Origin of the sequence: Streptomyces sp. NPDC085946, assembly GCF_044540485.1 — a bacterium.
GTDB lineage: Bacteria > Actinomycetota > Actinomycetes > Streptomycetales > Streptomycetaceae > Streptomyces.
On sequence record NZ_JBITSF010000001.1, the window covers coordinates 1,195,010 to 1,206,540 of the forward strand.

Here is an 11,531-nt window from a genome sequence, read left to right on the forward strand (position 1 = left end):
GCAGGGCTCGGCGGGGGCGGCTCGGGCGGCAGGCGCGCATGGCGGTATGTCCTCACTCAGGGTGTCCACGCCCTGGTTCGACGAGACCGGCGGTGAGAGTTCCTGGCTCCCGGGGGTGTTACCCCGGTGACAGTGGCGGGACCGCGCCGGACTTCCACCGGCTTCCTCTCTTGCCGCCGCATTGGCTCCGGCAGTCCACCACGGCCCGCGAACACCCGTCAACTTGCCGTTGACCTGCGATGGAGGAGTGTGCTCAGGCCCACACACCGGTGGTCGGCCGCGTCACGGGCACCGCGCGGGCGCGGCGACGGGACGCGTCCGTGGTGGCGGGGTGCGTGCACGGCGACGGGGCGCGTGCACGCCGACGGGGCGCGTGCACGGCGACGGGGTGCGGGACGGCGATCCGTCCCGCACCCCGCTCGGTGCTGCCGCGGGCCGGGCCCGTGCCCGGCCGTGATCGGTCCTCGGTCAGGCGACGATCAGGTAGATCCCGTACGCCACCGCGGCGGCGCACGCCGCGAAGCAGGCGTAGGCGCCGGTGACCGCGAGGGCCGCGCCGCCGCCCTGGGCCGCGGCCCGCTCGTGCCGCGAGAGGCCCGTGATGCCGAGGGTGAACAGGCCGACGAGGGCCACGGTGACCACGAGGCTGACGCCGAAGACGGAGCCGAGGGCCGCCCAGTCGATCTTCATACTGCTTCTCTTCCTTCGTACCCGGGGTGCGCGCGGGTCAGACGGTGGTGGAGGCCGACGGGGTCTTGGAGTCGGAGGCGGCCTGGACCGGGAACGCGGTCGCCAGGTCCTCCGTCGCCGTGCCCGCGGGCGGCGGGATCACCGCGGCGATCGCCGTGGTCACCACGCCGGCGGGCTCCTCCTCGACCTCGTTGACGTTGGTGTGGTCGACGATCTCCCGGCGGGAGACCTTCCAGATGGCGAAGCTGGAGCCGATCAGGAAGGCGGCCACCAGGGCGGTGCCCCAGTCACCGAGGCCGGTGACGTACTCCGCGAGCGCGGCGACCAGCGCGGCCGCCGGCAGGGTCAGGCCCCAGGCGACGAACATCCGGGTGGCGGTCGACCAGCGGACGACACCGCCCTTGCGGCCCAGGCCCGCGCCCATCACCGAGCCGGAGACGGAGTGGGTGGTGGACAGGGAGAAGCCGAGGTGGGAGGAGGCCAGGATGACCGTGGCCGCGCTGGTCTGGGCGGCGAAGCCCTGCTGCGGCTGGAGGTCGGTCAGGCCCTTGCCCATGGTGCGGATGATGCGCCAGCCGCCGAGGTAGGTGCCGAGCGCGATGGCGATGCCCGCGGAGAGGATGACCCACATCGGCGGGTCGGAGTCCGGGGCCAGGGTGCCGCCGGCGACCAGGGCGAGGGTGATGATGCCCATCGTCTTCTGCGCGTCGTTGGTGCCGTGGGCCAGGGAGACCAGGCCCGCCGAGGCGATCTGGCCGGCGCGGTAGCCCTTCTCGGACGCCTTGCCGTCGGCCTTCTTGCCGAGCGTGTACGTCAGCCGGGTCCCGACCATCGCGGCGAGGCCCGCGACCAGCGGGGCGGCGATCGCCGGGATCAGCACCTTGGTGACCAGGACGTCGCCGTGGACCGCGCCGAGGCCCGCCGAGGCGACGGTGGCGCCGATCAGACCGCCCATGAGGGCGTGCGAGGAGCTGGAGGGCAGTCCGACCAGCCACGTCAGCAGGTTCCAGAGGATCGCACCGACCAGGGCGGCGAAGATGACCTCGGGACGTATGCCGGTCTCGTCGACGAGACCCTTGGAGATCGTGTTGGCGACTTCCACGGAGAGGAAGGCGCCGACCAGGTTGAGGACGGCGGACATGGCGACGGCGACCTTGGGCCTGAGGGCGCCCGTGGAAATGGTCGTGGCCATCGCGTTCGCGGTGTCGTGGAAACCGTTCGTGAAATCGAACGCGAGTGCGGTTACCACCACAATCGCGAGGATCAGCGAGAAGCTTTCCATTTACCCAGGCAATCGTTCGAGGTCATTGGCTGGTCGACCGTAGGCAACCAGGGTGAACGGAAGATGAACTGAGAGAGGCATCGTGGTGTCTCTAGCAGGGGCCGCCGGCGCGCCGCGCGCCGACGACCCGGGCGCCGCACCGGTTCCACGCCTTCGGGTGATGTCCTCCGCCGGCCCGGGGGCCGGGCCGGAGAGATGTTTGTCACCCGGCGAAGGGTCCTCGTCGCCGTCCCGCCGGCCGGTGGGGCGCCCGCGTCCGGCGGACGGCTCCGGGCTGCGGGGGCGGTCGCTCGCACGCGTGTTCCCCTGACGGTCGTATGCGATCCGGGCCCCGGCGGCGGCGTCCGGCCGTCCGCCGTGCGTCCGTCGCGTCCGCGCCCGCCGGCCGGTCCGGTGGCGGAAGGAAGACGGTAGGCACCGCGGCCCCCGCCTGGCAGGATCGCCGCATGGGCGGACAGCGGCGGGGCGGCGGAGAGGACCGGGGCGGCGCGGGGGGCGCGCGGGAGGCGCGGGTGCGGGCCGAGGAGGCGCGCGCCTGGGCGGACCTCGTCGCGACCGCCCGCCGGACGGTGGCCGACGGGCTGGTCGTCGGCACCTCCGGCAACGTCTCGGTGCGGGTCGGGGAGACGGTCCTGGTCACCCCGTCCGGGGTGCCCTACGACCGGCTGACGCCGGACGACGTCACCGGCGTCGACCTCGACGGCCGGCAGGTCATCGGCGGGCTCGTCCCGACCAGCGAGCTCCCCCTGCACCTCGCCGTCTACCGCACCACCGGCGCCCGCGCCGTCGTCCACACCCACGCCGTGCACGCGACGGCCGTCTCGACGCTCGTCCCGGAGCTCCCGCCGGTCCACTACATGACCGCCGCGCTCGGCGGCCCCGTCCGGGTCGCCCCCTACGCGACCTACGGCACCGCCGAGCTGGCCGAGAACATGCTGCGCGCGCTCGCCGGCCGCTCCGGCTGCCTCCTGCAGAACCACGGCACGGTCACCCACGGCGCCACCCTCGACCAGGCCTACGACCGCACCGCCCAACTGGAGTGGATGTGCCGCCTGTGGCTGACCGCCTCGTCGGTCCCGGGGCGCACGCCGACCCTGCTGTCGGAGGCGCAGCTGGCGGAGGTGGCGGAGAAGCTGCGGGGGTACGGGCAGCGGGAGTGAGCCCCCGGCGCGCCCGGCACCGCGGGCGGGACCGGCCCCCGTCACCCCGGGCGGCCCTCCGGCTGGCCGCCCGGCGGATCCGCCGGGACACTGGTGGCGTGCGCACTGTCAAAGCGACGGCCGCTGCCGTCACCACCGTGATAGGTGCCGGGGCCGTCGCCGTGGCCGCCGGCCGGCTCGCCAGCGACGCGGCCCTCAAGGCCCCCCCGGGCAGGCCGCTGCCCACGGAGCCCAAGGTCACCGTGCACGGCACCGCGGCCGGGCGAATCACCCTGACCCGGGACCTCGCCACCCTGCGGCCCGGCCGGTACGGCCTGGCCGGCGAGGACTCCCACGCGGTCGTGGGCCCCGTCCTGACCGACACCACGCACACCGTGGACACCGTCGTGCGCCGCCTGGAACGGGTCACGCACGGCACCGTCCAGCCCGGCGACCAGGTGTGGCTCACCCCGAACCTGCACGTCGGCACGCCGCGCACGGCCCTCGGGCTGAACCACACCGACGTCGACGTCCCCGCCGAGGTGGGCTTCCTGCCGGCCTGGCTGGTGCCCGCCGTCCGCGACACCTGGATCATCGCGGTGCACGGCCTGGGCACCACCCGGGAACTCGCCATGAACGTCATGGCCTTCCTGCACCGCCACCACTTCCCGGTGCTGGCCCTCTCCTACCGCGGCGACCGCGGCGCCCCCCGCTCGCCGGACGGCCTCGGCCACTTCGGCGAGACCGAGTGGCACGACCTCGACGCGGCGATCCACCACGCCGTCCGCCAGGGCGCCCGGCAGGTGGTCCTGCACGGCTGGTCCACCGGCGCCACCATGGCACTGCGCGCCGCCGTCTACTCCGAGATGCGCGACCGCATCGCCGGGCTGATCCTCGACTCCCCGGTCCTCAGCTGGGAGACCACGTTGCGCGCCCTCGCCGCGGCCCGCCGCACCCCCGGTCCGCTGCTGCCGCTGGCGGTCCGCGCCGCACGGGGCCGCGCCGGTCTGGACGGCGGCCACCAGGCCGTCGCCGGCGAGACCCCCGACCCCGGCGACCTCCGGGTGCCGACCGTCATCATGCACGGGCCGGACGACACCGTGGCCCCCTGGCACCTCTCCCGCCGCTTCGCCGAGGAGCGCCCGGGCCTGGTCGGAGTCCACACCGTCCCCGACGCGCCGCACGGCGCCATGTGGAACGCGGACCCGGAGGGCTACGAGCAGGTCATGCGCCGCTTCCTCACGCCGCTGATGTGAGCGCGCGGGGCGGGGCCGGACGGGCCCGGGCGGGCGGATCCCGCCCCGGTCCGCCACCGCTCCACCACCCCGGCCCGACCCCTCCCACCCATCCGGTCGCGGAGATTCCGTTTAGCGCCGTACCACTGGCCGGATTCCTGCCCCGGGCCGTCGGCACGGCCCGGGACACGGCCGGCCCCGCGGCCCGCGGCGGCATTCCGTTTGGGTTTTCGGACCGTCAACCGGAAGACTGCCCCCGTGACGTCCCGTATCCCGCGCGACTCCAGGCTTCGACTCGTCCGCCCGCGACCCCTGGCCGCCGCCCCCGCAGCCGTGAACCAGCGGCGCCCGCGCCGCCCCGCACCGCGCCCCCCGGAAGGCACCCCGGCACCGGCCGTGCTGGCCAGAATGGCGCGCTCCGGCCTGGCCGGCGCGGCCCGCGTCGCCCGCTGGGCCGACGCCGCCCTCGGCCCCGGCCGCCGGGGCGCCACCGCCGACGGCAAGGCCACCCTCTCGGACGCGACCGCCGAACGGGCGGCCCGCGACCTGGGCCTGACCGCCGCTCAGGTCCGGGCCGACTGGGACACCGCCCGCCTCGCCGGCCTCGTCGAGGTGCACGGCGACAGCGCCCGCCCCGGCTGGCGGCTGCGCGCCTGGGACCGCGACGACAGCGCCGTCCTGCGCGGCTGGGTCGCCCTCTTCGACGCCTGGTCGCTCGCCTACCCGGAGCCCGAGGGGCACGAGCCCGCCGCCGTCGCCGAGGTCGTCTCGGCCATGCCGCAGGTGCTCTCCTTCCTCCAACTGTCCGCCGGGCCCGTCCCCGTGGAGCAGCTCCTCGACCTCCTCGGGCAGCGGGTCACCGAACTGCGCACCGAACGCTGCGAGGTCGCCTACGGCCCCCGGCCCGAGCCGGCCCGGCCCGAGCCCACCGCCCCGGCCGACGCCGACGCCCCGCTCGCCCCGCTGCTGGACTGGGCCCTGCGCGCCCTGGCCTCCGTCGGCGCCCTCACCTACGGCGACGGCCAGGCCACGCTCACCCCGCTCGGCAACTGGGCGGTCTGGGTCAAGCTGGAGCAGATCTGCGTCGCCGCGCAGAGCCCCGCCGGCAACATCGAGCAGGCGGCCGAGGACATGCTCCGCGGCTGCGCCCAGCTCCGCCCCAACGCCGCCCGCGCCGAGTACCGCGCCTGGCTCGCCGCCCGCCCCGTCGGCAGCGCCGTCACCGAGCTGCTCGCGGCCGCCCGCGGCGACGACGCCCTGCTGCGCGGCCTGGCCTTCGAGGCGCTGCGCGTGGTCGGCGCCCCCGCGGAACCCGACGTGCGGGCCGTGCTGGACGAGCCGACGCTGCGGCCCTACGCCCTGCTGTGGCTCGCCGAGCACGACGGCGTCGACCCCGAGGACGCCCACGAGGTCCTCACCCGCGAGGAGGCCACCTGGCTGTGGGTGGACACCGCCGCCGCCGTCGCCGACCACGGCGAGGCGCCGATGCTGGTGCGGCACCTGGAGTCCGCGGTGCAGCCGACCGTCCCGGCGCTGCTGGACGAGGTCCGCGCCGTCGGCCACCCGCGCACCGTGCAGGTGCTGGTCGCCCTCGCCGCCGCGCACCCCGACCCGGCGCTCGCCAAGGCCGTCCGGCGGGCCGCCTTCCAGGTGCACACCGGCGGCAGCTAGTCCCGGCCGGCCGGGACCGTCAGGGCGCCGTCTCCGGGGCGTACGTGCCGAAGCTCCAGACGTTGCCCTCCAGGTCGCGGGCCAGGTAGTCGCGGGAGCCGTAGTCCTGGTCGGTCGGCGGCACCAGGATCTCGGCGCCGTGCTCCACGGCGCGCCGGTGGTGTGCGTCGACGTCGTCCACGACGACGTACACCCCGGCGGTGCCGGCGTCCTTCATCGCCCGGTCGAAGACGCCGCCGCGGCCCTTGGAGCCGATCATCACCGCGCCGTTGCCCTGCACCAGCTCGGCGTGCAGGACCACCCCGTCCTCGCCCTCGAACACCGACAGCTCCGTGAAGCCGAACGCCTCCGTGAGCTGGCGGATGGCCGCCTCGGCGTCCGCGTACAGCAGCGTGGGGAAGATGCTGGGGCGCCCGCCCTTGCCTGCCATGCCGATCACTCCTTCGTGACGCACCACCGGAGACCGCCGCGCGACCGCCGGACCGCCGCCCGGTTCCCCGCCCTGGCGTCAGTCTCGCACCGCCCGCCGACAGCCGTCCGGGCCGCAGGGCCCCGGACGGCACCGCGGCCGGCCGCCCTCACCACCGGCGCCGGGCACCGCCTCCCGGACGCGCCCCGCACGCCACCACCCCGCACGCCACCGCCCCGCGCACCCCACCGTGCGGCACATCACACGGCGCGTCCGGCACCCGGAGACCCGGCCCCCGGCACCGAAACCCCCAGCCCCCGGCGCCGGACCCGGCCGGCCCCTCCCGGCACGGCGATCCCGGCCCGTCCCGAACACCCGCACGCAGAAAAAGTGGTTGCACAGCCCCGGTAGACTGGCCGCATGGCCATTCTCCTCGCGCATTAGACGGCGGGAACGTCCTCAGCCGCCCATCCCGCCCCCCACCCGCCCTGGAGTCTGTCCGTGATCTCCGCCTCCGGCATCGAGCTGCGCGCCGGTGCCCGCGTCCTCATCGAAAGCGCCACCTTCCGCGTCGCCAAGGGCGACCGCATCGGCCTCGTCGGCCGCAACGGCGCCGGCAAGACCACCCTCACCAAGTGCCTGGCCGGCCAGGGCATCCCCGCCGCCGGCACCATCACGCGCTCCGGCGAGGTCGGCTACCTCCCGCAGGACCCCCGCACCGGCGACCTCGACGTGCTCGCCCGCGACCGCATCCTCTCCGCCCGCGGCCTCGACGTCCTGATCCGCAAGATGCGCGAGAACGAGCAGCGCATCGCCAACGGCCAGGGCGCCACCCGCGAGAAGGCGCTCAAGCAGTACGAGCGGCAGGAGACGGAGTTCCTCACCAAGGGCGGCTACTCCGCCGAGGCCGAGGCCGCCACCATCGCCGCCGCGCTCAACCTGCCGGACCGGGTGCTCGGACAGCCCCTGCACACGCTCTCCGGCGGTCAGCGCCGCCGTGTCGAGCTGGCCCGCATCCTGTTCTCCGACGCGGACACGCTGCTGCTCGACGAGCCGACCAACCACCTCGACGCCGACTCGATCGTCTGGCTGCGCGACTACCTCAAGACGTACCGCGGCGGCTTCATCGTCATCAGCCACGACGTCGACCTGGTCGAGACGGTCGTCAACAAGGTGTTCTACCTGGACGCCAACCGCGCCACCATCGACATCTACAACATGGGCTGGAAGCTGTACCAGCAGCAGCGCGAGGCCGACGAGAAGCGCCGCAGGCGCGAGCGGCAGAACGCCGAGAAGAAGGCCGCCGCGCTCAACGCGCAGGCCGACAAGATGCGCGCCAAGGCCACCAAGACGGTCGCCGCGCAGAACATGGCCCGGCGCGCCGAGAAGCTCCTGTCCGGCCTGGAGGAGGTCCGCCAGCGGGACAAGGTCGCCAAGCTGCGCTTCCCGGAGCCCGCGCCCTGCGGCAAGACCCCGCTGATGGCCGAGGGCCTGTCCAAGTCGTACGGCTCGCTGGAGATCTTCACCGATGTCGACCTGGCCATCGACAAGGGCTCCCGGGTCGTCATCCTCGGCCTCAACGGCGCCGGCAAGACCACCCTGCTGCGGCTCCTCGCGGGCGTCGAGCAGCCGGACACCGGCATGGTCGTCCCCGGCCACGGCCTGAAGCTGGGCTACTACGCGCAGGAGCACGAGACCCTCGACGCCGACCGCACGGTCCTGGAGAACATGCGCTCCGCCGCGCCCGACATGGACCTCGTCGAGGTCCGCAAGGTGCTCGGCTCGTTCCTGTTCTCCGGCGACGACGTCGACAAGCCCGCCGGGGTCCTCTCCGGCGGCGAGAAGACGCGCCTGGCGCTCGCGACCCTGGTGGTCTCCTCCGCCAACGTGCTGCTGCTCGACGAGCCCACCAACAACCTCGACCCGGCCAGCCGCGAGGAGATCCTCGGCGCGCTGCGCACCTACCAGGGCGCGGTCGTCCTCGTCACCCACGACGAGGGCGCCGTCGAGGCGCTCCAGCCGGAGCGGATCATCCTGCTGCCCGACGGCGTCGAGGACCTGTGGGGCTCCGACTACGCGGACCTCGTCGCCCTCGCGTGACCGCGCGGCGCACGCCCCGGGCGGCCGGCGCCGCTTCACCGGAGCGGTGATCCACCGCGTATGGATCATTCGGCCCAGCCGTGATCCATCATCTGCGTGAGATCTCCTCGTACCCGGGTGTGTCCTGCACCGATTTCACGGCCGAGTCCCCGAGCACCGGGGGCTCGGCCGTCGCACGTCCCTGACCTGGAACTTCGCGGAACAACCCGTTCGGCCGTACGAACGTCCTTGCATGGAATCCAAGATTCCGTATGTGGGGACGCACTCCCGTCGTCAAAACCTTGTCTCACGGACCTTGCCGAATGGGTGGCCAGGAGGCGCTGGAGGGGTGATCATGAGGGGACCAGAGCGCACTTCCCATGAGGAGGCACGGGTGGCCGAGACTCTGAAGAAGGGCAGCCGGGTGACCGGCGCCGCGCGCGACAAGCTCGCGGCAGACCTGAAGAAGAAGTACGACGCCGGTGCGAGCATCCGGGCGTTGGCCGAGGAGACCGGCCGCTCGTATGGCTTCGTGCACCGCATGCTCAGTGAGTCGGGCGTCACGCTCCGAGGGCGTGGCGGGGCGACGCGGGGCAGAAAGGCCGCATCGGCCTGACCCCGGGCGGCCCCTCGGCTTCGATGGTGGCCACCCGGTCGGACGACTGACCGGCCGGGTGGTTACTGTGCAGTCACTTGGCTTCGCTCGGCTGACCGCACCCATCGGAGGCGCCCCATGGCTTCGCCCGCCCAGGACCTCGTTCCGGTTCTCGACAAGGACGGCGTACGGCTCACCGTCGACGACTCGATCGCCACGGTGACGCTGACCAACCCGGCCAAGCGCAACGCGCAGAGCCCCGCTCTGTGGCGGGCACTGGCCGAGGCCGGCCGGCTGCTGCCGGGCTCCGTCCGCGTGGTCGTGCTGCGCGCCGAGGGCAAGTCCTTCTCGGCCGGGCTCGACCGGCAGGCGTTCACGCCCGAGGGCTTCGACGGCGAGCCGTCGTTCATCGACCTCGCGCGGGGCGGTGACGCCGAGCTGGACGCGACCATCGCCGCGTACCAGGAGGCGTTCACCTGGTGGCGGCGCAGCGACATCGTGTCCGTCGCCGCCGTGCAGGGGCACGCCATCGGAGCCGGATTCCAGCTCGCGCTCGCCTGCGACCTGCGCGTCGTCGCCGACGACGTGCAGTTCGCCATGCGCGAGACCAGCCTCGGGCTGGTGCCCGACCTGACGGGTACGCACCCCCTGGTGGGACTGGTCGGGTACGCCCGCGCGCTGGAGATCTGCGTGACGGGCCGGTTCGTCACGGCCGAGGAGGCCGTGAGCACCGGGCTCGCCAACCTCGCCGTGCCGCGGGACGAACTCGACGGCGCGGTCCGGGACCTGGCCGCGGCGGTGCTCGCCGCGCCCCGCGACGCGGTCATCGAGACCAAGGCGCTGCTGCGCGGCGCGCAGGACCGCACCTACGACGAGCAGCGGGTGGCCGAGCGCGCGGCTCAGGCACGCCGCCTGCGCGACCTGGCCGGCCTCGGCGAGTGATCGCTCCGCGCGCCGGAGGCGGCTGAAGACGGACCGCCGAGGAGCCCGGTGCGCCCGGGGCAGGCCGTCCGGCCGCCTCACGCGCCGGGCCGGCCGACGGCGGACCGGTCCGGTGTGCCCCGGCGCCCGACGCGCCGGGGCGGCCGGCGTACGAGGACCCCTCAGCCGGTCTCCGTCACCAGCACGGCCACCGTCACGTGATCCGGCAGGGCCGCGGCCGCCGCCGCGCGGACCTCGCGGGCCACGTCCAGCGCCCGGTGGCCCGCGCCGACGGCGATCTCCACGCGCGCGTGACGGTGCGGCAGCGCGGCCTGCTCGCCGCCGGCCCGCTCGGTGAGGTGCACCGGACGGCCCAGCACCGCCGTCAGACGGTCCACGCCCGGCACCCCCAGCGCGGCGGCGGCCAGCCGGTCCTCGTCGGGATCGTCCGGCCGTCCGGCCGCCCGCCGCGGCTGCGCGGGCGGCTCGGGAGCGGCCTCGGCCTCCGTCTCCAGCAGGTCCGTCACCCGCAGGTCCACGTCCGTCACGACCAGCCCCAGCCGCTCCCGCGCGGCGGCCGCCAGGGCCGTGCGCAGGCGCGCGGACGTCGTCGGCAGCGGCTCCGACGCCGTCGCCGCGAACCGGGCCGTCACCCGCAGGCCGCCGGGCGGCAGGGCGCTCGGCGGGGGCGGCACCACGGGCTGCTCGTGCGGGTCGTCCGGATGGGCGAGCGCGATGCCCAGCGCGTCGAGACGCACGCCCGGCACGTCCCGCGCCGCCCGCCGCAGCAGCGTCCCGGCCGCCCGCTCCGCGATCCACGCGCCGTCCCGCGGGCCGCCCAGGGGCAGGAGTCTGCCGAGCCCCAGTTGCTGTCGTACCGCCTGTGTCCATCGGTCCGCCGTCGTCATTCCTCCAGCCTGCCGTATCCACGGCGCGCGACCGAGCCACCCCGCTTACGGTGGTCCGAGGACGACACTCGCGAAGGGCGTGCGGCGATGAGCGACATGACGGAGAACCGGGCGGCGCAAGGCGAGAAGGACCTGACGAAGCCGGCCAGGCGCGGCGGGGGAGACCCCGGCACCCGGGGCCGGACCACCATCGCCGACGGCGTCGTGGAGAAGATCGCCGGAATGGCCGCCCGGGACGTGGACGGCGTGCACGCCATGGGCAGCGGGCTGTCCCGGACCTTCGGCGCCGTGCGCGACCGGGTGCCCGGCGGGGCCAAGGCGGTGACGCGGGGCGTGAAGGCCGAGGTCGGCGAGGTGCAGGCCGCGCTCGACCTGGAGATCGTCGTCGAGTACGGCGCGGCGATCGCGGACGTGGCGCGGGACGTGCGCGAGAACGTGATCGCCGCGGTCGAGCGCATGACCGGTCTGGACGTCGTCGAGGTCAACATCGCGGTGAGCGACGTGAAACTGCCCGACGAGGAGGAAGAGGAACCGGAGCGGCGGATCCAGTGAGCCGCTGAGGATCCGGGGAACGCAGTGTCCGAGCGACTGAGGAGCGCACC

Annotated in this window: 11 protein-coding genes and 1 riboswitch; of the genes, 7 read left to right on the plus strand and 4 right to left on the minus strand. The window is 74.7% G+C overall.

Annotated elements, in window-relative coordinates; genetic code table 11:
* Positions 1 to 75: 75 nt before the first annotated feature.
* A riboswitch (cobalamin riboswitch) is annotated at positions 76 to 216 on the minus strand.
* A gap of 252 nt (positions 217 to 468) precedes the next feature.
* Together ACIF8T_RS05300 and ACIF8T_RS05305 are read right to left on the minus strand one after the other, a co-directional pair.
* The gene (locus ACIF8T_RS05300; protein WP_400031311.1) at positions 469 to 690 is read right to left on the minus strand and encodes a hypothetical protein; all 222 of its coding nucleotides are present in this window, start codon (positions 688 to 690) and stop codon (positions 469 to 471) included.
* A 37-nt stretch (positions 691 to 727) separates the two neighbouring features.
* On the minus strand, positions 728 to 1,972 hold the full coding sequence (locus tag ACIF8T_RS05305; protein WP_400031313.1) for an anion permease: 1,245 nt from the start codon (positions 1,970 to 1,972) through the stop codon (positions 728 to 730).
* A 446-nt stretch (positions 1,973 to 2,418) separates the two neighbouring features.
* Here ACIF8T_RS05305 and ACIF8T_RS05310 point away from each other — a divergent pair, with 446 nt between their 5' ends.
* From ACIF8T_RS05310 to ACIF8T_RS05320, 3 genes are all read left to right on the plus strand, one after another.
* Positions 2,419 to 3,132 (plus strand): class II aldolase/adducin family protein, encoded by a 714-nt coding sequence (locus tag ACIF8T_RS05310; RefSeq protein WP_400031315.1) that lies wholly within the window; start codon positions 2,419 to 2,421, stop codon positions 3,130 to 3,132.
* Between the two features lie 98 nt (positions 3,133 to 3,230).
* A complete protein-coding gene (locus ACIF8T_RS05315; RefSeq protein ID WP_400031317.1) occupies positions 3,231 to 4,367 on the plus strand; it encodes an alpha/beta hydrolase in 1,137 nt (378 codons plus the stop codon).
* Positions 4,368 to 4,754: 387 nt separating this feature from the next.
* The gene (locus tag ACIF8T_RS05320) at positions 4,755 to 6,017 is read left to right on the plus strand and encodes a hypothetical protein (RefSeq protein WP_400031319.1); all 1,263 of its coding nucleotides are present in this window, start codon (positions 4,755 to 4,757) and stop codon (positions 6,015 to 6,017) included.
* 19 nt (positions 6,018 to 6,036) lie between these two features.
* Here ACIF8T_RS05320 and ACIF8T_RS05325 read toward each other — a convergent pair whose 3' ends face one another.
* Positions 6,037 to 6,447 (minus strand): VOC family protein, encoded by a 411-nt coding sequence (locus ACIF8T_RS05325; RefSeq protein ID WP_400031320.1) that lies wholly within the window; start codon positions 6,445 to 6,447, stop codon positions 6,037 to 6,039.
* Between the two features lie 480 nt (positions 6,448 to 6,927).
* On the opposite strand from ACIF8T_RS05325, the gene ACIF8T_RS05330 reads away from it, so the two are divergent.
* The 3 genes from ACIF8T_RS05330 to ACIF8T_RS05340 all read left to right on the plus strand — a co-directional run bounded on the left by ACIF8T_RS05330 (position 6,928) and on the right by ACIF8T_RS05340 (position 10,042).
* Positions 6,928 to 8,526 carry an ABC-F family ATP-binding cassette domain-containing protein gene (locus ACIF8T_RS05330; protein WP_400031322.1) on the plus strand — a complete coding sequence of 533 codons (1,599 nt, stop codon included), beginning with the start codon at positions 6,928 to 6,930 and terminating at the stop codon, positions 8,524 to 8,526.
* Positions 8,527 to 8,899: 373 nt separating this feature from the next.
* Positions 8,900 to 9,121: a helix-turn-helix domain-containing protein gene (locus tag ACIF8T_RS05335; protein WP_400031324.1), complete on the plus strand. Its 222-nt coding sequence runs from the start codon at positions 8,900 to 8,902 to the stop codon at positions 9,119 to 9,121.
* Positions 9,122 to 9,238: 117 nt separating this feature from the next.
* Positions 9,239 to 10,042 (plus strand): enoyl-CoA hydratase/isomerase family protein, encoded by an 804-nt coding sequence (locus ACIF8T_RS05340; protein ID WP_400031326.1) that lies wholly within the window; start codon positions 9,239 to 9,241, stop codon positions 10,040 to 10,042.
* 161 nt (positions 10,043 to 10,203) lie between these two features.
* On the opposite strand, the gene ACIF8T_RS05345 is transcribed toward ACIF8T_RS05340, so the two are convergent.
* Complete coding sequence (locus ACIF8T_RS05345; protein ID WP_400031328.1) at positions 10,204 to 10,929, minus strand: nucleopolyhedrovirus P10 family protein; 726 nt, start codon at positions 10,927 to 10,929, stop codon at positions 10,204 to 10,206.
* An 87-nt stretch (positions 10,930 to 11,016) separates the two neighbouring features.
* On the opposite strand from ACIF8T_RS05345, the gene ACIF8T_RS05350 reads away from it, so the two are divergent.
* Positions 11,017 to 11,481 carry an Asp23/Gls24 family envelope stress response protein gene (locus tag ACIF8T_RS05350; protein WP_400031330.1) on the plus strand — a complete coding sequence of 155 codons (465 nt, stop codon included), beginning with the start codon at positions 11,017 to 11,019 and terminating at the stop codon, positions 11,479 to 11,481.
* Positions 11,482 to 11,531: the final 50 nt, after the last annotated feature.

Excerpts from the sequence above, each read along its gene's own strand:
- ACIF8T_RS05310 (WP_400031315.1), top strand. The coding sequence starts at position 2,419 with ATGGGCGGACAGCGGCGGGGCGGCGGAGAGGACCGGGGCGGCGCGGGG.
- ACIF8T_RS05305 (WP_400031313.1), bottom strand. The coding sequence starts at position 1,972 with ATGGAAAGCTTCTCGCTGATCCTCGCGATTGTGGTGGTAACCGCACTC.
- ACIF8T_RS05340 (WP_400031326.1), top strand. The coding sequence starts at position 9,239 with ATGGCTTCGCCCGCCCAGGACCTCGTTCCGGTTCTCGACAAGGACGGC.
- ACIF8T_RS05345 (WP_400031328.1), bottom strand. The coding sequence starts at position 10,929 with ATGACGACGGCGGACCGATGGACACAGGCGGTACGACAGCAACTGGGG.
- ACIF8T_RS05300 (WP_400031311.1), bottom strand. The coding sequence starts at position 690 with ATGAAGATCGACTGGGCGGCCCTCGGCTCCGTCTTCGGCGTCAGCCTC.
- ACIF8T_RS05350 (WP_400031330.1), top strand. The coding sequence starts at position 11,017 with ATGAGCGACATGACGGAGAACCGGGCGGCGCAAGGCGAGAAGGACCTG.
- ACIF8T_RS05320 (WP_400031319.1), top strand. The coding sequence starts at position 4,755 with ATGGCGCGCTCCGGCCTGGCCGGCGCGGCCCGCGTCGCCCGCTGGGCC.
- ACIF8T_RS05325 (WP_400031320.1), bottom strand. The coding sequence starts at position 6,447 with ATGGCAGGCAAGGGCGGGCGCCCCAGCATCTTCCCCACGCTGCTGTAC.